Origin of the sequence: Microbacterium arborescens (assembly GCF_030369635.1) — a bacterium.
Classification (GTDB): Bacteria; Actinomycetota; Actinomycetes; order Actinomycetales; family Microbacteriaceae; genus Microbacterium.
In genome coordinates this window covers 2,753,777-2,773,924 of sequence record NZ_CP128474.1, presented here as the reverse complement: position 1 = coordinate 2,773,924, position 20,148 = coordinate 2,753,777, and the positions used below count along the sequence as shown (strand labels likewise).

14 protein-coding genes and 3 rRNA genes are annotated in these 20,148 nt (G+C 66.7%); 16 read left to right on the top strand and 1 reads right to left on the bottom strand.

Features of this window, described 5'->3' with window-relative positions:
- Positions 1–86 precede the first annotated feature (86 nt).
- A complete protein-coding gene (locus QUC20_RS13125; RefSeq protein WP_289330162.1) occupies positions 87–953 on the top strand; it encodes an endonuclease domain-containing protein in 867 nt (288 codons plus the stop codon).
- Between the two features lie 138 nt (positions 954–1,091).
- Here QUC20_RS13125 and QUC20_RS13120 read toward each other — a convergent pair whose 3' ends face one another.
- Positions 1,092–2,204 (bottom strand): FAD-dependent oxidoreductase, encoded by a 1,113-nt coding sequence (locus QUC20_RS13120; protein WP_289330161.1) that lies wholly within the window; start codon positions 2,202–2,204, stop codon positions 1,092–1,094.
- A gap of 188 nt (positions 2,205–2,392) precedes the next feature.
- Between QUC20_RS13120 and QUC20_RS13115 the strand changes: the two genes are divergently transcribed.
- The 15 genes from QUC20_RS13115 (at position 2,393) to recN (ending at position 20,131) form a co-directional block, all read left to right on the top strand.
- Positions 2,393–4,081, top strand: a complete 1,689-nt coding sequence (locus QUC20_RS13115; RefSeq protein WP_289330160.1) for an ABC-F family ATP-binding cassette domain-containing protein — start codon at positions 2,393–2,395, stop codon at positions 4,079–4,081.
- Positions 4,082–4,138: 57 nt separating this feature from the next.
- Positions 4,139–5,257 carry a GuaB3 family IMP dehydrogenase-related protein gene (locus tag QUC20_RS13110; RefSeq protein ID WP_120265310.1) on the top strand — a complete coding sequence of 373 codons (1,119 nt, stop codon included), beginning with the start codon at positions 4,139–4,141 and terminating at the stop codon, positions 5,255–5,257.
- 1 nt (position 5,258) lies between these two features.
- The gene (locus QUC20_RS13105; RefSeq protein ID WP_434543638.1) at positions 5,259–6,140 is read left to right on the top strand and encodes an SURF1 family protein; all 882 of its coding nucleotides are present in this window, start codon (positions 5,259–5,261) and stop codon (positions 6,138–6,140) included.
- A 10-nt stretch (positions 6,141–6,150) separates the two neighbouring features.
- Complete coding sequence (locus QUC20_RS13100) at positions 6,151–6,672, top strand: DUF3817 domain-containing protein (protein WP_112617903.1); 522 nt, start codon at positions 6,151–6,153, stop codon at positions 6,670–6,672.
- Positions 6,669–8,249, top strand: coding sequence for a glutamine-hydrolyzing GMP synthase (gene guaA, locus QUC20_RS13095; RefSeq protein WP_289330159.1), 1,581 nt, complete (start codon positions 6,669–6,671; stop codon positions 8,247–8,249). Before QUC20_RS13100 ends, guaA begins: the two co-directional genes overlap by 4 nt.
- Positions 8,250–8,856: 607 nt before the next feature.
- Positions 8,857–10,376 (top strand): 16S ribosomal RNA (locus QUC20_RS13090).
- A gap of 374 nt (positions 10,377–10,750) precedes the next feature.
- A 23S ribosomal RNA gene (locus tag QUC20_RS13085) occupies positions 10,751–13,857 on the top strand.
- A 99-nt stretch (positions 13,858–13,956) separates the two neighbouring features.
- Positions 13,957–14,073 (top strand): 5S ribosomal RNA (rrf, locus tag QUC20_RS13080).
- The 16S, 23S and 5S rRNA genes sit together here, the layout of an rRNA operon.
- A gap of 169 nt (positions 14,074–14,242) precedes the next feature.
- On the top strand, positions 14,243–14,776 hold the full coding sequence (locus tag QUC20_RS13075; protein ID WP_289330158.1) for a hypothetical protein: 534 nt from the start codon (positions 14,243–14,245) through the stop codon (positions 14,774–14,776).
- Positions 14,777–14,823: 47 nt separating this feature from the next.
- Positions 14,824–15,438 (top strand): hypothetical protein, encoded by a 615-nt coding sequence (locus QUC20_RS13070; RefSeq protein WP_289330157.1) that lies wholly within the window; start codon positions 14,824–14,826, stop codon positions 15,436–15,438.
- Entirely contained in the window at positions 15,438–16,478 is a 1,041-nt protein-coding gene (locus QUC20_RS13065) for an HAD-IIA family hydrolase (protein ID WP_289330156.1), read from the top strand. The genes QUC20_RS13070 and QUC20_RS13065 overlap by 1 nt, the downstream gene beginning before the upstream one ends.
- A gap of 20 nt (positions 16,479–16,498) precedes the next feature.
- Positions 16,499–16,708 (top strand): hypothetical protein, encoded by a 210-nt coding sequence (locus QUC20_RS13060; RefSeq protein WP_120264519.1) that lies wholly within the window; start codon positions 16,499–16,501, stop codon positions 16,706–16,708.
- A complete protein-coding gene (locus QUC20_RS13055) occupies positions 16,705–17,511 on the top strand; it encodes a TlyA family RNA methyltransferase (protein WP_289330155.1) in 807 nt (268 codons plus the stop codon). Before QUC20_RS13060 ends, QUC20_RS13055 begins: the two co-directional genes overlap by 4 nt.
- Complete coding sequence (locus QUC20_RS13050; protein ID WP_120264521.1) at positions 17,508–18,443, top strand: NAD kinase; 936 nt, start codon at positions 17,508–17,510, stop codon at positions 18,441–18,443. Before QUC20_RS13055 ends, QUC20_RS13050 begins: the two co-directional genes overlap by 4 nt.
- Positions 18,440–20,131, top strand: coding sequence for a DNA repair protein RecN (gene recN, locus QUC20_RS13045; RefSeq protein ID WP_289330154.1), 1,692 nt, complete (start codon positions 18,440–18,442; stop codon positions 20,129–20,131). The genes QUC20_RS13050 and recN overlap by 4 nt, the downstream gene beginning before the upstream one ends.
- Positions 20,132–20,148: the final 17 nt, after the last annotated feature.

The window sequence follows — 20,148 nt, the reverse complement described above, 5'->3', positions numbered from 1 at the left end:
CCTCCCCAGCTCGCCGTGGCGCGCTGTCGTCCCGAGTTCTCGGGTCCGGATGCCGCGCGGCGGCGAAGCGCCGTCACGATGACGGGATGCCGCGCCGTCCTGCTCCCTCCGAAGTGGCCGACTGGGTGGATGCCGCCGGCGGTATCGCGCATCGCAGCGCGGTGCTCGCAGCCGGGTTCCCGGTGCGCGTGCTGCGCGAGGCCGTGGCCGGAGGCGGACTGCGGATGGTGCGCCGCGCGTGGTGCGTCTCCGCCGGGGCTCCGCACGACCTGCTCGCCGCGGCATCCGCCGGCGGCAGGCTCACGTGCGTCTCGCTCGCGCGGCGGCGCGGCTGGTGGGTTCCCGACGGCATTCGCGAACGACACCACGTCCACCTCTTGCCGCGCGCCTCGTCATCGGGCCTCATCGGCGCCGACGTCAGCGCCCACTGGACGCGGGCGCTCTGCCCCGTCGCGCGGTCGGATCTCGAAGCCGGGATCGAGGACGCTCTCGGCCACATCGCCCAATGCCTGTCGCGCGACGAGGCGCTCGTGGTGTGGGAATCGGCATCCCGCGCCGAAGCTCTGGCGCCCGAAGCTCTGCGCGCGGTGCCCTGGACCTCCATCGCCGCGCGTGAGCTCGCCTCCGCTGTGACGGGACTATCCGACTCCGGCCTGGAGACGCTGATCTTCGCCCCCTTACGCGAGCGCGGTGTCGCCGTCGTGCAACAGGCCCGCATCGCCGGCCGATTCGTCGACGGCCTCATCGGCGAGGCGCTGGTCGTTCAGGTCGACGGATTCGCGTTCCACTCCTCGAGCGCGCAGCGCACCGCGGACGTCGCCCACGACGCCGAGCTGCGGCTGCGCGGCTACACGGTGCTGCGCTTCACGTACCGGCAGGTGGTGCACGAGCGTGCCGCCGTCCAGCGCACCCTGCAGCGCGCTCTCGCTCAGCGACTCCACCTGTGGCCGTGAGTCGCGCCGCGCGGGGACTGCCCGCGAACTACGGAGAATCGCGTCGAACTCGGAGGGATCGAGCCGATCGGTCCGAACTTCGCCGCATCCTCCGAACTTCGCCGCATCCTCCGAACTTCGCGCCGCCCTCGCCCGCGTTCAGGCCGCGGGCAGCCGGAACGGCGCGGCCGCGCGAGCCGCCGCATCGAGGGCGAGGTCGGCGAGAGTCGCCCCGACACCGGGCGCGAACTTGAAGCCGTGGCCCGAGAACCCCGCGCCCACCACGACCGAGCCGACGCGGTCGAGCACGAACGCGCTGTCATCGGTCGAGGTGTAGGTGCACGACAGGTGTACAGCGGAGCCCGGGTCGAGGCCCGGCATCCATTCGCGCACGTAGTCGACGAGCGTGTCGTGGTGCGTCACACGGTGGGGCCGCTCGTCAGGGTCGACGACGTCTCCGACGCGGTGGAATCCGACCTTCACGCCTTCGCCCGGCGTCGGCATGCCGTAGACCGGCGCCGGGTAGCGCGCCGGGTCGAGCCGATGGTTGAACGAGGGCCACGGGCCGGTCGTCGGAGCGAAATGCGCCGGAGTCTCTTCGGTCACCGTCAGGCGCGGCAAGCGGATGCCGCGCAGCAGGCGCTCGGTCCAGGCGCCGACCGTCGCGACGACGACATCCGCCTCGATCTCTCCTCCGTCTGCGAGCTGCACGCGCGCGCCGCGCTCGCCGAGGTCGTCGACCCCCGTCACCGGCGCGCCCCAGCGCACCTCTCCACCGGCGGCGAGCACGCGCCGCTCGAGCTCGAGCATCGCCGCCGACGCCCGCGCGACACCGGCGTCCGACGAGAACAGCACATCCGTCTCGAACCGCATCCCGGGCCAGCGCGCACCCGCCTCCGCCGCCGCGAGCATCTCGACCGGGATGCCGCGTTCGCGCAGGCTCCGGGCGATCGTCTCGAGCCCCGCGTCGCCGTCGGCGGCGCCGCCGAGGTCACTGCCGACCCCGTGGGTCACGAGCCCGTGCCGCCGCAGCAGTGGCTCGCCGCCGACCTCGCCGAGCGCATCCCAGCCCTCGCGCGCTCGCTGCAGCAGGTCGAGGTAGTGGGTGTCGGCGTAGGCGTTGTTGAAGTTGCGTGTCTCGCCGTGCGAGGCCCCGTGCGTGTGTCCGCGCCCGAAGCGCTCGAGCACGATGGGCCGTTCACCGCGCCGGGTCAGTGCCCATGCGGTGGCGAGGCCCATGACGCCGGCGCCGATGATCACGATGCGACTCATGCGGCCAGCATCCCACCCGCCGCCGCGCCGCCGTGCGCGATTACGGCCGACTTCGGAGAATCGCGTCATTCTCGGACGCATTCGGCCCCAGCATCCGAGTCTCGTCCGATTCTCCGAGGTACGCGGGCGCGCGCCGCGATGCGATAGCCTGGTCGGCTCCGCAGTGGAGCGGAAAGGCCCGGTCCACGATGGGATCGCTCGACATCCAAGGTGTCTCGTACACCCTCCCCGACGGCAGGCCGCTGCTCGACGAGGTGACGTTCCGTGTCGGCGCAGGCTCGACGACCGCGCTGATCGGTCAGAACGGCGCGGGAAAGACGACGCTGCTGCGCATCATCCGCGGGGATGCCGCGGCCCACGGCGGCGTCGTCCAGATCGACGGCGGGCTCGGGGTCATGGACCAGTTCGTCGGGCACGGCGTCGCCGGTGAGACCGTCCACGACCTGCTCATCTCGGTCGCGCCCGATCGCGTCCGCCTCGCCGCCCGCGAGCTGGATGACGCCGAGAACGCCGTGATCGCCTCCGACGAGCTCGACACCCAGATGCGCTACGCCGCCGCGATCGCCGACTACGCCGACGCCGGCGGCTACGAGTACGAGACCGTATGGGACACCTGCACGACGGCGGCTCTCGGCGTCCCGTTCGAGCGGGCGAGCTATCGCGAGCTGACGACCCTGTCGGGCGGCGAGCAGAAGCGGCTCGCTCTCGAGGCGCTGCTGCGCGGACCCGATGAGGTGCTCCTGCTCGACGAGCCCGACAACTACCTCGACGTCCCGGGCAAGCGCTGGCTCGAGGAGCAGTTGCGCGAGACGACCAAGACGGTCCTGCTCGTCTCGCACGACCGAGAGCTGCTCGCGCGCGCCGCCGACCGCATCGTGACGCTCGAGGCCGGGGGAGCAGGCAGCACGGCGTGGGTCCACGGCGGGAGCTTCGAGACCTACCACCGCGCCCGCGACGACCGGATGGCCCGCCTCGACGAGCTGCGCCGTCGGTGGGACGAGGAGCACGCGAAACTGAAGAAGTTCGTCGCCGACATGAAGGTGAAGGCGGCCGCGAGCGACGACTTCGCCTCGCGGTACCGGGCGGCCCAGACGCGCCTGCGCCGGTTCGAGGAGGCCGGTCCTCCCGAGGAACGCCCCGCCGAGCAGAACCTCCAGCTGCGCCTGCGCGGGTCGCGTACTGGCAAGCGCGCGGTCGTCGCCGATGGACTCGAGCTCATCGGCCTCATGCAGCCGTTCGACCTCGAGGTCTGGTTCGGCGATCGCGTGGCCGTGCTCGGCTCCAACGGTTCGGGGAAGTCCCACTTCCTGCGGCTGCTCGCAGCCGGCGGCACAGCGCCCGACGCGCTGCTCGGGCACGTCACCACCGTCGGTGCCGCCCTCGAGCCGGTCGCTCACGCCGGCAGCGTCACGCTCGGGGCGCGAGTCGTCCCGGGCTGGTTCGCCCAGACCCACCGGCATCCGGAGTTCGCCGGCCGCACCCTGCTGGAGATCCTGCATCGGGGCGACGACCGCCGAGCCGGGATGCCACGGGATGCCGCGAGCTCGGCGCTGGACCGCTACGGGCTCGTCCGCCAGGCCGAGCAGAGCTTCGACAGCCTCTCGGGCGGCCAGCAGGCGCGGTTCCAGGTGCTGCTGCTCGAGCTCTCCGGCGCGACGCTGCTGCTGCTCGACGAGCCGACCGACAACCTCGACCTCACGTCGGCCGAGGCCCTCGAGCAGGCGCTCGCCGCGTTCGAGGGGACGGTCCTCGCGGTCACGCACGACCGCTGGTTCGCGCGCTCGTTCGATCGGTTCGTCGTCTTCGGTGGAGACGGACGCGTCTACGAGTCGGGCGAGGCGGTCTGGGACGAGCAGCGCGTCGCCCGTGCTCGCTGAGCGGGCGGCCGGTCCGGACGTCGCGTCCGGGCCGGCCGGTAGGCTGGAGGGGTGACCATGGAGATCGAGCTCGGCCGCGCCAAGCGCGCCCGTCGGGCCTACGCGTTCGACGACATCGCGGTGGTGCCCTCGCGGCGCACCCGCAACACCGAGGACGTGTCGACCGCTTGGTCGATCGATGCGTTCCAGTTCTCGATCCCGGTGCTCGGCGCTCCGATGGACTCCGTCACCAGTCCCCGCACGGCGATCATGCTCGGTCAGCTCGGCGGACTGGGCGTGCTCGACCTCGAGGGGCTCTGGACGCGATACGACGACCCCGAGCCCCTGCTCGCCGAGATCGCGGGACTGCCTGATGCGTCGGCGACCCGACGCATGCAGGAGCTCTACGCCGAGCCGATCAAGCCCGGGCTCGTGCGCGACCGCCTGGCCGAGATCCGCGCGGCGGGCGTCACGGTGGCCGGCTCGCTCACCCCGCAGCGCACGCAGGAGCTGTACGAGACGGTCGTCGCCGCGGGCGTCGACCTGTTCGTCATCCGAGGCACGACGGTGTCGGCCGAGCACGTCTCGAGCGTCGACGAGCCCCTGAATCTCAAGAAGTTCATCTACGACCTCGACGTCCCGGTGATCGTCGGCGGCGCGGCGACCTACACCGCTGCCCTGCACCTCATGCGCACGGGGGCGGCCGGTGTGCTCGTCGGCTTCGGCGGCGGCGCCGCCTCGACCACCCGCGCGACCCTGGGCCTGCACGCTCCGATGGCCACGGCTGTGGCCGACGTCGCCGGAGCACGTCGCGACTACCTCGACGAGTCGGGCGGGCGTTACGTCCATGTCATCGCCGATGGCGGCGTCGGCACGTCGGGCGACATCGTCAAGGCGCTCGCGATGGGTGCCGACGCCGTGATGCTGGGCGTCGCCCTGGCGCGCGCGACGGATGCCCCCGGCCAGGGCTTCCACTGGGGACCCGAGGCCCACCACGCTCAGCTTCCCCGCGGTCGCCGTGTGGCGGTGGAGCAGGTCGGCTCGCTCGAAGAGGTGCTCTACGGCCCGGCGCCGGTCGCGGACGGCACCGCGAACCTCATCGGCGCGCTGAAGAAGTCGATGGCGACGACCGGCTACTCCGACCTCAAGGAGTTCCAGCGCGTGGAGGTCGTGGTGGCGCCGTACAGCGTGCGGTGACATGAGCTCGATCGACTCCGCTCCCTCCGCAGCGCCGGCGGCGGCTTTCGCGCCTACGCTGCGCGAGGTCATGCTGCGCCCGTGGTGGCTGGGCATGCTCGCCTTCGCGCTGCTCGTGGCGGCGGTGTTCGCGTGGCTCGGCCAGTGGCAGCTCTCGCGCGCCGTCGACACCTCGCCGCCCCCGCCGGGTCAGACCGAGCAGGTGCGCCCGCTCGCCGATGTGGCCGAACCCGGCGAATACCTGCCCGAGCCGCTGGTCGGTCAGCGGGTGGAGGCGCGCGGGTCGTTCGTCGCCGACGACTTCGAGGTCGTCTCGTCGCGCTTCGACCGCGGCGAGGAGGGGTACTGGGTGACCGGTCAGCTCCGGGTCGATCCCGAGTCCGCGCGGTCGTCCGATCCGACCTCGCTCGCCGTCGCGGTGGGGTGGACGGCCGACCGAGCCGAGGCGGATGCCGCCGCGGCGGCACTCGACGCCGATCCGCCGCAGGATGTCGCCCTCACGGGACGCATCATCTCCGACGAAGGCCCCGCGCTGCCGGGGCGTGGCGCCGATCCGCAGGAGATGACGCGGATGTCGCCCGCCGCGCTGCTCAGCCGCTGGCACGACACGGCGGGGCTCGACGTCTACCGCGGCTACCTCACGTCCGCGGAGTCGTTCGGGGGCCTGACCGCGATCCACTCGCCGGCGCCGGACGAGCGGTCGAACGTGAACTGGCTCAACATCTTCTACGCCGTCGAGTGGGCGGTGTTCGCGGGCTTCGCCTTCTACATGTGGTACCGCCTGGCCAAGGACGCATGGGAGAAAGAGCTCGAAGACCTCGAGGACGAACGCGAGGACGCTGACGTCCCCGCCGCGGGAAGCGTCCCGCCGGGCCGCGACTAGACTGGACCCCATGCCTCGCGCCCCGAAACTCGCCACGTTCCCGGCGATCCGGAACGCACTGCGCTTCTACCAGATCTGTTCGGTGATCACGGGTGTCGGCCTGCTGCTCCTGCTCGCCGAGATGATCCTGAAGTACACCCCGATCCACACCGAGCTCTTCGCCGGCGGGTCGGGTGGTCTGCTCTGGTTCGCGCCCGTGATCGCCGGTGCCGACTGCGAGTGGTGGTCGCTGTTCCTGCCGCAGACGAACTCGTGCGAGATGCTCTCGACGGGCGACGGCTTCAACATCTCGCTCGCGATCCTCGTCGTGCACGGCTGGTTCTACGTCGTGTATCTGTTCTCCTGCTTCCGCGTATGGAGTCTCATGCGCTGGTCGTTCCCCCGCTTCATCCTGCTCGCACTCGGCGGCGTCGTGCCCGCCCTGTCGTTCTTCATGGAGGCCCGCGTCGCACGCGAGGTGAGGACCTACCTCGCCGAGCGCGAAGCCGCTGAGGCCGCCGCATCCATCCCCGCCACGGAAGGCACCCGGTGACCACCCAGACTGAAACGTCGCAGCGTCCTGTCCTCGTCGTCGACTTCGGCGCGCAGTACGCCCAGCTCATCGCCCGTCGCGTGCGCGAAGCGGGCGTCTACAGCGAACTCGTCCCGCACACCGCGACCGCCGAGGAGATCGCGGCGAAGGAGCCGGTGGGCATCATCCTCTCCGGCGGTCCGTCGTCGGTGTACGAACCCGGCGCCCCGGCGATCGACCCCGGGGTGTTCGATCTCGGCGTCCCGACCCTCGGGATCTGCTACGGATTCCAGGTGATGGCCCAGAGCCTGGGCGGTGAGGTCGCCAACACCGGACTCCGCGAATACGGCGCCACCGACGCGACCATCGTCACGGAGGGCACCCTGCTCGAGGGGCAGCCGGTCGAGCAGAACGTCTGGATGAGTCACGGAGACCAGGTCTCGCGCGCGCCCGAGGGATTCGAGGTGCTCGCTCGCACAGCAGCCACGCCCGTGGCCGCCTTCGCGAACGACACGCGCAAGTTCTACGGCGTGCAGTGGCACCCCGAGGTGAAGCACTCCGACCACGGGCAGAAGGTGCTCGAGAACTTCCTGCACAAGGCGGCGGGGCTCCCGGCCGACTGGAACAGCGGCAACGTCATCGCCGAGCAGGTTGAGCGCATTCGCGAGCAAGTCGGCTCGGGGCGCGTGATCTCCGCGCTTTCGGGCGGTGTCGACTCGGCCGTGTCGACGGCCCTCGTGCACAAGGCGGTCGGTGACAAGCTCACCGCGATCTTCGTCGACCACGGCCTTCTCCGGAAGGGCGAGAGGGAGCAGGTCGAGAACGACTACGTCGCCTCGACGGGTGTCCGGCTGATCACGGTCGACGCCCGCGAACGTTTCCTCGAGGCCCTCGCCGGCGTGAGCGACCCCGAGCAGAAGCGCAAGATCATCGGGCGTGAGTTCATCCGCGCCTTCGAGCAGGCCGAGCGCGACCTGATGGCCGAGGCGGCCGCCGACGGCGAGCCGATCCAGTTCCTCGTGCAGGGGACGCTGTACCCGGATGTCGTCGAGTCCGGCGGTGGCGCCGGCACGGCGAACATCAAGAGCCACCACAACGTGGGCGGCCTGCCCGAAGACCTGCAGTTCGAGCTCATCGAGCCGCTGCGAACGCTCTTCAAGGACGAGGTCCGCGCCATCGGCCGCGAGCTCGGACTTCCCGAGGCCATCGTCGGACGTCAGCCGTTTCCGGGGCCCGGCCTCGGGATCCGCATCGTGGGCGAGGTCACCGCTGACCGTCTCGAGATCCTGCGTGACGCCGACGCGATCGCCCGTGCCGAGCTGACGAAGGCGGGGCTGGATGCCGAGATCTGGCAATGCCCCGTCGTGCTGCTCGCCGATGTGCGATCGGTGGGAGTGCAGGGGGACGGGCGCACCTACGGACATCCGATCGTCCTGCGTCCCGTCTCGAGCGAAGACGCGATGACCGCGGACTGGACGCGCCTGCCCTACGACGTGCTGTCGAAGATCTCCAACCGGATCACGAACGAGGTCCGCGACGTGAACCGCGTGGTGCTCGACGTCACCTCGAAGCCCCCGGGGACCATCGAGTGGGAGTGATCGCGCGAGCGACGCTCGACAGCGAGACGGCGGATGCCGCGGCCGAACCAGCCGCGGCATCCGCCGTTTTCCGCATGATCACGCGGATCGCGGGCCGTCGAGCGGGTTGCGACACGCCCGGGATGTCGCACCGCTTTGCCACGATGCCGGGAGCCGCGTAACTTATTACTTGTTCGCCCCACAGGGAAGAGCGAGAGGGCCGGAAGGCCTACGCCCCCTCAAGCGGAGAACGAATCCCATCCCAAACCTCTTGCGAGAACAAGACGCTTGCGTCTAGGATGGAACCTCCACCCCGAACATCAGTCCTCGACTGGCACGGAACTTCGTTCCCACGTCAACCGAAGCGTGTCGTCGGTGGGGTATGGTTGTGAAGTTGCCCTCTGGGCTGGCTGTGAGGTCAGTTGGGGGAGCGTCCGATCCTTGAGAACTCAACAGCGTGCACTTGTCAAATGCCAAATAACCTCGACTCCACTTCGGTGGGGTGAGATTCCTTTGGATCAAAGACCTTCCTTCGGGGAGGCAACGGATAGTCAGCAATGATTTATCTCTTTGGTCAGCATCAAACTCGCTGCTCTGGTCTTTTTCCGACTGGTCGCAGCAAATTTTCTTTACGGAGAGTTTGATCCTGGCTCAGGATGAACGCTGGCGGCGTGCTTAACACATGCAAGTCGAACGGTGAAGCAGAGCTTGCTCTGTGGATCAGTGGCGAACGGGTGAGTAACACGTGAGCAATCTGCCCCTGACTCTGGGATAAGCGCTGGAAACGGCGTCTAATACCGGATACGAGCTGCGACCGCATGGTCAGTAGCTGGAAAGAATTTCGGTCAGGGATGAGCTCGCGGCCTATCAGCTTGTTGGTGAGGTAATGGCTCACCAAGGCGTCGACGGGTAGCCGGCCTGAGAGGGTGACCGGCCACACTGGGACTGAGACACGGCCCAGACTCCTACGGGAGGCAGCAGTGGGGAATATTGCACAATGGGCGAAAGCCTGATGCAGCAACGCCGCGTGAGGGATGACGGCCTTCGGGTTGTAAACCTCTTTTAGCAGGGAAGAAGCGAAAGTGACGGTACCTGCAGAAAAAGCGCCGGCTAACTACGTGCCAGCAGCCGCGGTAATACGTAGGGCGCAAGCGTTATCCGGAATTATTGGGCGTAAAGAGCTCGTAGGCGGTCTGTCGCGTCTGCTGTGAAAACCCGAGGCTCAACCTCGGGCCTGCAGTGGGTACGGGCAGACTAGAGTGCGGTAGGGGAGATTGGAATTCCTGGTGTAGCGGTGGAATGCGCAGATATCAGGAGGAACACCGATGGCGAAGGCAGATCTCTGGGCCGTAACTGACGCTGAGGAGCGAAAGGGTGGGGAGCAAACAGGCTTAGATACCCTGGTAGTCCACCCCGTAAACGTTGGGAACTAGTTGTGGGGTCCATTCCACGGATTCCGTGACGCAGCTAACGCATTAAGTTCCCCGCCTGGGGAGTACGGCCGCAAGGCTAAAACTCAAAGGAATTGACGGGGACCCGCACAAGCGGCGGAGCATGCGGATTAATTCGATGCAACGCGAAGAACCTTACCAAGGCTTGACATATAGAGGAAACGTCTGGAAACAGTCGCCCCGCAAGGTCTCTATACAGGTGGTGCATGGTTGTCGTCAGCTCGTGTCGTGAGATGTTGGGTTAAGTCCCGCAACGAGCGCAACCCTCGTTCTATGTTGCCAGCACGTAATGGTGGGAACTCATGGGATACTGCCGGGGTCAACTCGGAGGAAGGTGGGGATGACGTCAAATCATCATGCCCCTTATGTCTTGGGCTTCACGCATGCTACAATGGCCGGTACAAAGGGCTGCAATACCGTGAGGTGGAGCGAATCCCAAAAAGCCGGTCCCAGTTCGGATTGAGGTCTGCAACTCGACCTCATGAAGTCGGAGTCGCTAGTAATCGCAGATCAGCAACGCTGCGGTGAATACGTTCCCGGGTCTTGTACACACCGCCCGTCAAGTCATGAAAGTCGGTAACACCTGAAGCCGGTGGCCCAACCCTTGTGGAGGGAGCCGTCGAAGGTGGGATCGGTAATTAGGACTAAGTCGTAACAAGGTAGCCGTACCGGAAGGTGCGGCTGGATCACCTCCTTTCTAAGGAGCATCTGACTCTTCGGAGTCCAGAACCCAGTTCGAAGGCACATGTTCTTCGCTGGGAGCTCATGGGTGGAACATTTGACATGGTGCGAAGGATGAGGTTCTTCTCTAGTACGCCGCTTGCGGTGGGAACGGGGAGGGTTTCGGGTGTCGCACCTGCACGCTGTTGGGTCCTGAGGGACCGGATGAGAGTCCGCAACCTCTGGGCCTTTTCTTCATGCTGCTTGGGTGGCATGTGGGGAGGGTACCGCCCGTACTTTGAGAACTACACAGTGGACGCGAGCATCTTCGATGCGACACCTTCGGGTGTTGTGTCGTGAAGATGATCTTAAAGATCATTAGTCAATTTTTTGACGATTCAACTCATGTGATTTCAAGTCTTTAAGAGCAAACGGTGGATGCCTTGGCATCTGGAGCCGAAGAAGGACGTAGCAATCTGCGATAAGCCTCGGGGAGTGGATAAGCACACTGTGATCCGAGGGTGTCCGAATGGGGAAACCCCGCTGGGCGGCGTGCCGACCTAGTGACTCCCGCCTGAATATATAGGGCGGGTAGAGGGAACGTGGGGAAGTGAAACATCTCAGTACCCACAGGAAGAGAAAGCAACAGCGATTCCGTTAGTAGTGGCGAGCGAAACCGGATCAGGCTAAACCTTGCGTGTGTGATAGCCGGCAGGCGTTGCACGTTGGGGGTTGTGGGACTTTTCTGATCATTCTGCCGAGTGGTCGACGTTACAAGAAGGTATAGACGAACAGGTTTGAATGCCTGGTCATAGAGGGTGCGAACCCCGTAGTCGAAATGCTTCTCTTGGCGTGAAGAGTATCCCAAGTAGCACGGGGCCCGAGAAATCCCGTGTGAATCTGTCAGGACCACCTGATAAGCCTAAATACTCCCAGATGACCGATAGCGGACAAGTACCGTGAGGGAAAGGTGAAAAGTACCCCGGGAGGGGAGTGAAATAGTACCTGAAACCGTTTGCTTACAAACCGTTGGAGCCTCCTTAGTAGGGGTGACAGCGTGCCTTTTGAAGAATGAGCCTGCGAGTTAGCGATACGTGGCGAGGTTAACCCGTGTGGGGTAGCCGTAGCGAAAGCGAGTCTGAATAGGGCGATTCAGTCGCGTGTCCTAGACCCGAAGCGAAGTGATCTATCCATGGCCAGGTTGAAGCGACGGTAAGACGTCGTGGAGGACCGAACCCACTTAGGTTGAAAACTGAGGGGATGAGCTGTGGATAGGGGTGAAAGGCCAATCAAACTTCGTGATAGCTGGTTCTCTCCGAAATGCATTTAGGTGCAGCGTTGCGTGTTTCTTGCCGGAGGTAGAGCTACTGGATGGCCGATGGGCCCTACAAGGTTACTGACGTCAGCCAAACTCCGAATGCCGGTAAGTGAGAGCGCAGCAGTGAGACTGTGGGGGATAAGCTTCATAGTCGAGAGGGAAACAACCCAGACCACCAACTAAGGTCCCAAAGCGCGTGCTAAGTGGGAAAGGATGTGGAGTTGCTGTGACAACCAGGAGGTTGGCTTAGAAGCAGCCACCCTTGAAAGAGTGCGTAATAGCTCACTGGTCAAGTGATTCCGCGCCGACAATGTAACGGGGCTCAAGCACGCCACCGAAGTTGTGGCATTGACATTATTGGTAGGCCTTCGTGGTCCAGCCGTGTTGATGGGTAGGAGAGCGTCGTGTGGCCAGCGAAGCGGCGGTGTGAACCAGCCGTGGAGGCTACACGAGTGAGAATGCAGGCATGAGTAGCGAAAGACGTGTGAGAAACACGTCCTCCGAAAGACCAAGGGTTCCAGGGTCAAGCTAATCTTCCCTGGGTAAGTCGGGACCTAAGGCGAGGCCGACAGGCGTAGTCGATGGACAACGGGTTGATATTCCCGTACCGGCGAAGAACCGCCCAAGCTAATCCAGTGGTGCTAAGAGTCCTAACCCGGGCTTAGTTGATCCCTTCGGGGTGAGACGGTCCGGTCTAACGCTCGACCCCATGCTGGTGCGGCTAGCGTATTAACAGGTGTGACGCAGGAAGGTAGCCCAACCCGGGCGATGGTTGTCCCGGGGCAAGTGCGTAGGCCGAGTCATAGGCAAATCCGTGACTCATACAGGCTGAGACACGATGCGGATAAAAAGTGGGTGATCCTATGCTGCCGAGAAAAGCATCGACGCGAGGTTCTAGCTGCCCGTACCCCAAACCGACTCAGGTGGTCAGGTAGAGAATACCAAGGAGATCGAGAGAATCGTGGTTAAGGAACTCGGCAAAATGCCCCCGTAACTTCGGGAGAAGGGGGGCCTTCCACTTATTAGGATTTACTCCGAAAGGGTGTGGAGGCCGCAGAGACTAGTGGGTAGCGACTGTTTACTAAAAACACAGGTCCGTGCCAAGTCGCAAGACGATGTATACGGACTGACGCCTGCCCGGTGCTGGAAGGTTAAGAGGACCGGTTAGCCGCAAGGCGAAGCTGAGAATTTAAGCCCCAGTAAACGGCGGTGGTAACTATAACCATCCTAAGGTAGCGAAATTCCTTGTCGGGTAAGTTCCGACCTGCACGAATGGCGTAACGACTTCCCAACTGTCTCAACCGCGAACTCGGCGAAATTGCACTACGAGTAAAGATGCTCGTTACGCGCAGCAGGACGGAAAGACCCCGTGACCTTTACTACAGCTTGGTATTGGTGTTCGGTGTGGCTTGTGTAGGATAGGTGGGAGACTTTGAAGCGGTGACGCCAGTTACCGTGGAGTCATTGTTGAAATACCACTCTGGTCACTCTGGATATCTAACTTCGAACCGTAATCCGGTTCAGGGACAGTGCCTGGTGGGTAGTTTAACTGGGGCGGTTGCCTCCCAAAAAGTAACGGAGGCGCCCAAAGGTTCCCTCAACCTGGTTGGCAATCAGGTGGCGAGTGTAAGTGCACAAGGGAGCTTGACTGTGAGACTGACAGGTCGAGCAGGGACGAAAGTCGGGACTAGTGATCCGGCAGTGGCTTGTGGAAGCGCTGTCGCTCAACGGATAAAAGGTACCTCGGGGATAACAGGCTGATCTTGCCCAAGAGTCCATATCGACGGCATGGTTTGGCACCTCGATGTCGGCTCGTCGCATCCTGGGGCTGGAGTAGGTCCCAAGGGTTGGGCTGTTCGCCCATTAAAGCGGTACGCGAGCTGGGTTTAGAACGTCGTGAGACAGTTCGGTCCCTATCCGCTGCGCGCGTAGGAAATTTGAGAGGATCTGACCCTAGTACGAGAGGACCGGGTTGGACGAACCTCTGGTGTGCCAGTTGTTCCGCCAGGAGCACCGCTGGTTAGCTACGTTCGGGATGGATAACCGCTGAAAGCATCTAAGCGGGAAGCCGGCCTCAAGATGAGATTTCCATGCCTTCGGGCGAGAGGCTCCCAGCTAGACTACTGGGTTGATAGGCCGGATGTGGAAGCGTGGTAACACGTGAAGCTGACCGGTACTAATAAGCCGATGACTTGATAACACACCGTTTTTGGTGCTTGCGTCCACTGAGTGGTTCTCGATGTACGGTCGAGAACCGCATAACGATCAATCGTTGTGCAGACTGAAACATCAATAGTGTTTCGGCGGCCATAGCGTGAGGGAAACGCCCGGTTACATTCCGAACCCGGAAGCTAAGCCTCACAGCGCCGATGGTACTGCAGGGGGGACCCTGTGGGAGAGTAGGACACCGCCGGACTTCTTTCGTGAAAAGGCCACCCAATGTTGGGTGGCCTTTTCTCGTTTCCGGGACGAAAGGAACGTCGTGACTGAAGAAGACCGCCCGCGATCGGAGCGTAAGCCCCGCTACTCTGCTGCGGATTCCGGTGCGCGGCGTCCATCTCGCGACGGCGACTCCCGTCCGCCGCGTGCCAATGACGATCGCCCGCGTCGGGATGGCGCCGGAGACGGCCGTCCTCGTCGCGACGGTGATTCCCGTCCTCGTCGTGATGGTGATTCCCGTCCTCGTCGTGATGGTGATTCCGGTCCGCGTCGCGATGGTGATCGTCCGTCGTACCAGCGTCGTGATGCTGATTCCCGTCCGCAGCGCGATGGTGATTCCCGTCCGCGTCGCGATGGCGATCGGCCGTCGTACCCGCGTCGTGATGGTGACCGCCCGTCGTACCAGCGTCGTGATGGTGATTCCCGTCCGCGTCGTGATGGTGATCGTCCGTCGTACCAGCGTCGTGATGGTGACCGTCCTTCTTACCCTCGTCGCGATGGTGACCGTCCGTCGTACCCGCGCCGCGACGGCGACGCGCGCCCGCGTCGGGATGACCGCGACGGGGCACGTGCGTCGCGTCCGCCGCAGGGTTCCGAGCGTCGCGACATCCCGCGCGGCCCGGAGATCCCCGAAAGCGTCACGGCTCGTGACCTGCCGGGCGCCGCGCGCAACGAACTGAAGACCCTGAGCAAGGAGAACGCGGAGCAGGTCGCCCGTCACCTCGCCATGGTCGCGCAGCTGATCGACGACGACCCCGAGCTCGCGCACGAGCACGCTCTCGCGGCATCGCGCCGGGCCGGTCGCGTCGGAGTCGTGCGTGAGACGGTGGCGATCACCGCCTATGCGACGGGCGACTACGCCCTCGCGTTGCGCGAACTGCGCACCTACCGCCGCATCTCCGGAAGCGACGACCAGATCGCCATGATGGTCGACAGCGAGCGCGGAGTCGGCCGTCCCGACCGGGCGCTCGAGGTCGGCCGCGCCGTCGACCGGTCCACCCTTCCCATCGAGGTCCGCGTCGAGCTCGCGATCGCGATGTCGGGTGCCCGCCTCGACCTCGGCGAGACCGAGCGCGCGCTGCAGGAACTCGACATCCCCGAGCTCGACCCTGACCGCGCCTTCTCGTGGAGCCCCGCTCTGTTCGCGGCCCGGGCGGCTGTGCTCGAGGACCTGGGGCGCTCCGGCGAAGCCGCACTCTGGCAGCGTCGGGCCGTCGTCGCCGAGGAGGCACTCGGCGCGACCGACGCCGACCGCGAGCTGATCGTGGTCGACGACATCGATGAGACCGCGGCGCTCGAAAGCGAGGCGCCGGCGGAAGCCAAGACGGAGGAGCGCGACTGATGGGGCTGTTCTCCCGCTCATCGACGACGGCGACGCCGCTCGACGGCGTGGATGCGGTCCTCGCCGACCTCGACGGCGTCGTCTATGCCGGGCCGGGCGCGCTCCCGCATGCCATCGAGAGCTTGAACCGCGCGGGTGCGTCGCGCCGGCTCGGATACATCACCAACAACGCATCCCGACGGGACTCGGTCGTCGCCGAACACCTGCGCGAGCTCGGGCTGACGTCCACCCGACCCGAAGACGTGATCACGAGCCCTCAGGCTGCCATGCGCCTGCTGCGTGAACGCGTTGCCATTGGCGCGACGATCCTCGTCGTCGGCGGTGACGGGCTCGTCCACGAGCTCGAGAAAGCGGGCTATGTGCCCACCCGTTCGGCCGACGACAACCCCGCGGCCGTCGTTCAGGGGTTCGCACCCGACGTCGGCTGGGCGCAGCTCGCCGAGGCCGCCTACGCGTTGGCCACCCCGGAGGATGAAGGCGGGATCCCCTGGATCGCCACCAACACCGACTGGACCATTCCGCAGGCGCGGGGGATCGCGCCGGGAAACGGCACCCTCGTCTCGGCCGTGCACACGGCGGTCGGCCGACTCGCGACCGTCGCCGGCAAGCCCGAGCGTCCGATCTTCGACGAGGCCGTCGCCCGCTTCGGGGCCGCGCAGCCCCTGTTCATCGGCGACCGCCTCGACACGGACATCGCCGGTGCGCAGGCAGCCGGAATCCGCTCGGTGCTCGTGCTGACGGGTATCGATCGGCCCAAGCACGTGCTCGCGGCCCCCGCCAACGCCCGGCCGACCTACATCGTCGGCGACCTGCGTGAGCTGCACGAGCCCTACCCCGAGGTCAGGACGAAGGGCGACGTGACCACGGTCGGCGCCGCATCCGTGCGCATCGACGGCGCCGACATCGTCATCGAGTCTGAAGGCGACCGCCCGATCGACCTCGTGCGTGCGGGTGCCGCCGCGATCTGGGCGACCGGCCGTGCGATCTACGGATTCCGGGTGCCGGAGCGTCTCTACGCGGATCCGTTCCACCGTCCCTGACCCCGCGTATCGTGGGAACCATGTCGATGGATGGTGCCGACCCGGGTGAGCGCGACGCCGCCACTGCGGACAGCGCGACGCAGGGCCTCGCCGAGCAATGGCGTGACGACCTGCTGTCGTCGCTCGACGTCATCGAGGATCAGCCGTTGAGCGAGCGGGCCGCGTCGTATGCGGCCCTGCATGACGAGCTGGCGCGTCGCCTCGACTCCGGTCCCACCGGCGCCGCGTGAGCACGCGTCTCGATTCGGCGCTGGCGGCACGCGGACTCGCACGCTCGCGCAGCCACGCCGCGACCCTGATCGCCGAGGGGCTCGTGTCGGTGGACGGACGCACCGTCGTGAAGGCGTCCCACCCCGTGGCGGATGACGCCACCATCGCCGTCGCCGGGGCCGACCACTACGTCAGCCGCGCGGCGCACAAGCTGATCGCCGGGCTCGACGCGTTCGGCATCCACGTCGCGGATCGGAGCGCCCTCGACATGGGCGCCTCGACCGGGGGCTTCACGCAGGTGCTGCGCGAGCGCGGCGCCCGCCCCGTCGTCGCCGTCGACGTCGGACACGGGCAGCTCGCGCCGAGCATCGCCGCAGACCCCGACGTGCTCGTCGTCGAGGGCTTCAACGTGCGCGACCTCTCGCCCGAGGCGCTGGCCGGTATGGCGGGCGCCTCGTTCCAGCCGGAGATCATCACCGGCGACCTCTCGTTCATCTCGCTGGAGCATGTCCTTCCCGCCGTCGTCTCGGTGTGCGATCCGGCGACCGATGTCGTCCTGCTCGTCAAGCCGCAGTTCGAGGTCGGTCGGACCGCCGTCAAAGGCGGGCTGGTGACCGATCCGGCCCTCCGAGCGGATGCTGTGATGGGCGTGCTGTGGTCGGCGTGGGACGCGGGGCTCGCCACGCACGGTGTCATCGCATCGCCGCTCGTGGGAACGCACGGCAATCAGGAATACGTCGTGCACCTGTGCATCCGCGCTGGTGACGCGGGCAATCCGACACAATGGATACACACGGTGGACGAACTGGCGGGAGCCCGATGACCGACGCGATGCGCAACATCCTCGTCGTCGCTCACGCGCGCCGTCCCGACACCGTCGCCGCGGCGCAACGCGTCCTCAACGCGCTGTCCGGTGCCGGGGCGCGGCCCGTGCTCGCCGCAGACGACCGCGCCGAACTCGTCGAGGCGCTCGGTGAGCTGCCCGGCGTCGCCACACTGGATCAGGAGGTCACGGTCGCCGATCTCGAGCTCGCGATCGTCCTGGGCGGCGACGGCACGATCCTGCGCGCCGTCGACCTCGTCCGAGGCGGGACCGCGCCCGTCCTCGGCATCAACATGGGCCACGTCGGCTTCCTCGCCGAGATCGAGGCCGACGACATGGACGACGCCGTCCGGCGGGTCATCGACCGCGACTACGACGTCGAAGAGCGCATGGCGCTCTCGGTCCGGGTGAAAGACGGTTCCGGCGCTGTCGTGTACGAGACCTGGGCGCTGAACGAGGCGACGGTCGAGAAGGCCAGCCGCGAACGGATGCTCGAGGTCGTCCTCGAGGTCGACCGGCGTCCGCTCTCGGCCTTCGGCTGCGACGGCGTCGTCATCGCGACACCGACCGGATCGACCGCGTACAACTTCTCCGCCGGCGGCCCCGTGATCTGGCCGGACGTCGAAGCGGTGGCCGTCGTGCCGCTCTCGGCCCATGCGCTCTTCGCCCGTCCGCTGGTGATCAGCCCCGAGGCATCCGTGGCGATCGAGGTCGGCGCGGGCACGAACGGCACCGGCATCCTGTGGGCGGATGGCCGCCGCTCGCAGGAACTCCCGCCGGGCGCCCGGGTCGTGGTGCGCCGTTCGAAGACCCCTGTGCGCCTGGCCCGACTGCATCCGGCCGCCTTCACCGACCGGCTCGTCCGCAAGTTCCGGTTGCCGGTGGTGGGCTGGCGCGGTCCGAGTCTCGAGCAGCAGGAGAGTGCGACGTGATCGAGGAGATGCGTCTGCGCGGCCTCGGCGTGATCGCCGAGGCGACCTTGCCGATAGGCCCCGGGTTCACCGCGATCACGGGTGAGACGGGTGCGGGCAAGACCATGGTCGTCGCCGGGCTCGGACTGCTGCTCGGGCAACGCGCCGACTCGGGAGCCGTGCGCGCCGGTGCGCCGCAGGCATCCGTCGACGGCGTCTGGATCGTCGACGAGAGCGGGCCCGTCGCCGAGCGGGTGCGCGAGGCCGGAGGAGACGTCGAACCGATCGGCGGGGGCCGCTCCGAGCTGTATCTGGGCCGTGTGCTGTCGAGCGAGGGGCGCTCGCGCGCGAGCGTCGGAGGCCGTCCGGCACCCGCGGCGGTGCTCGCCGAGCTCGCCGAGCAGCTCATCGTCGTGCACGGACAGTCCGACCAGCTGCGCCTCAAGTCCGCCGCCGCGCAGCGCGACGCGCTCGACCGCTTCGGCGGGCCGGAGATCACCGCGGTGCGCGATCGCTACCGCGCGGCGTTCGAGGCCTGGCGTGCCGTCGATGCCGAACTGACTCAGCTCGACGCCGATCGCGATGCGCGCCGACGAGAGGCGGACGATCTACGCGCCCGCATCGCCGACATCGAGGCCGTCGCGCCGCAGCCGGGCGAGGATGCGGCGCTCGCCGAACGCGCGGAGAAGCTGGCGAACGTCGAAGAGCTGCGTGCCGCCGCAGCCACGGCACACGATGCGCTCTCGAACGACGATGAGCTCCCCGACGCGGTGTCGCTCCTCGCCGAGGCCCGGCGCGCCATCGAGCGCTCCGCGGCGAGCGATGCGGCGCTCGCCGCGTTCGTGGAGCCCCTGGCCGACCTCGGTTACCGCGCCGCCGATCTCGTGACGGGACTGAGCGCGTACCTCGCCGATCTCGACGAGAGCGGGCCGCAGGAGCTCGCGGCCGTCGAGGAGCGGCGCGCGGCGCTGAACGGCCTGCTGCGCGTGCACGGCACTCTCGACGAGGCGCTCGCGCTGCTCGAGAGCGGGTCCGCGCGACTCATGGAGCTCGACGACGACGGCGACCGCATCGAGAGACTGCGGGCTGAACGCGACGAGCTCGGCGAAGCGCTGGATGCCGCAGCCGCGGAGCTCACCGCAGCCCGTACCGCCGCCGCGGAGCGCCTCGGCGAGGCGGTGACGGCGGAACTCCGCGAGCTCGCCCTGCCCGACGCGCGACTGCTCGTCACCGTCGAGCCCGGCACTGCGTCGGTGTCGGGTCGTGACGACGTGACGATCCTGCTGGCGCCGCACCCCGGCGCCGACCCCCGGCCGGTCGCGAAGGGAGCCTCGGGTGGTGAGCTCAGCCGTGTCATGCTCGCGATCGAGGTCGTGATCGCGGGAACCGACCCCGTGCCGACCTTCGTGTTCGACGAAGTGGATGCCGGCATCGGCGGTGCCGCCGCGATCGAGGTGGGGCGACGGCTCGCACGGCTCGCCGAGACCAGCCAGGTGATCGTCGTGACGCACCTCGCGCAGGTCGCGGCCTTCGCGACGAACCACCTGACCGTCGTGAAGTCGAACGACGGCTCGGTGACGGCCTCGAGCGTGCGGCGTCTGGACGGCGGCGACCGCGAGGCCGAGATGGCGCGTCTGCTGTCCGGGCTGCCGGATTCGGGGGCCGCGATCGAGCACGCCCGAGAACTGCTGAACCTGTCGCGTTCCTGACTGATAGAATAGAAGCC

Coding starts and splice junctions, on each gene's coding strand:
- QUC20_RS13125 (WP_289330162.1), top strand. CDS start 87: ATGCCGCGCCGTCCTGCTCCCTCCGAAGTGGCCGACTGGGTGGATGCC.
- QUC20_RS13120 (WP_289330161.1), bottom strand. CDS start 2,204: ATGAGTCGCATCGTGATCATCGGCGCCGGCGTCATGGGCCTCGCCACC.
- QUC20_RS13115 (WP_289330160.1), top strand. CDS start 2,393: ATGGGATCGCTCGACATCCAAGGTGTCTCGTACACCCTCCCCGACGGC.
- QUC20_RS13110 (WP_120265310.1), top strand. CDS start 4,139: ATGGAGATCGAGCTCGGCCGCGCCAAGCGCGCCCGTCGGGCCTACGCG.
- QUC20_RS13105 (WP_434543638.1), top strand. CDS start 5,259: ATGAGCTCGATCGACTCCGCTCCCTCCGCAGCGCCGGCGGCGGCTTTC.
- QUC20_RS13100 (WP_112617903.1), top strand. CDS start 6,151: ATGCCTCGCGCCCCGAAACTCGCCACGTTCCCGGCGATCCGGAACGCA.
- QUC20_RS13070 (WP_289330157.1), top strand. CDS start 14,824: ATGGTCGCGCAGCTGATCGACGACGACCCCGAGCTCGCGCACGAGCAC.
- QUC20_RS13065 (WP_289330156.1), top strand. CDS start 15,438: ATGGGGCTGTTCTCCCGCTCATCGACGACGGCGACGCCGCTCGACGGC.
- QUC20_RS13060 (WP_120264519.1), top strand. CDS start 16,499: ATGTCGATGGATGGTGCCGACCCGGGTGAGCGCGACGCCGCCACTGCG.
- QUC20_RS13050 (WP_120264521.1), top strand. CDS start 17,508: ATGACCGACGCGATGCGCAACATCCTCGTCGTCGCTCACGCGCGCCGT.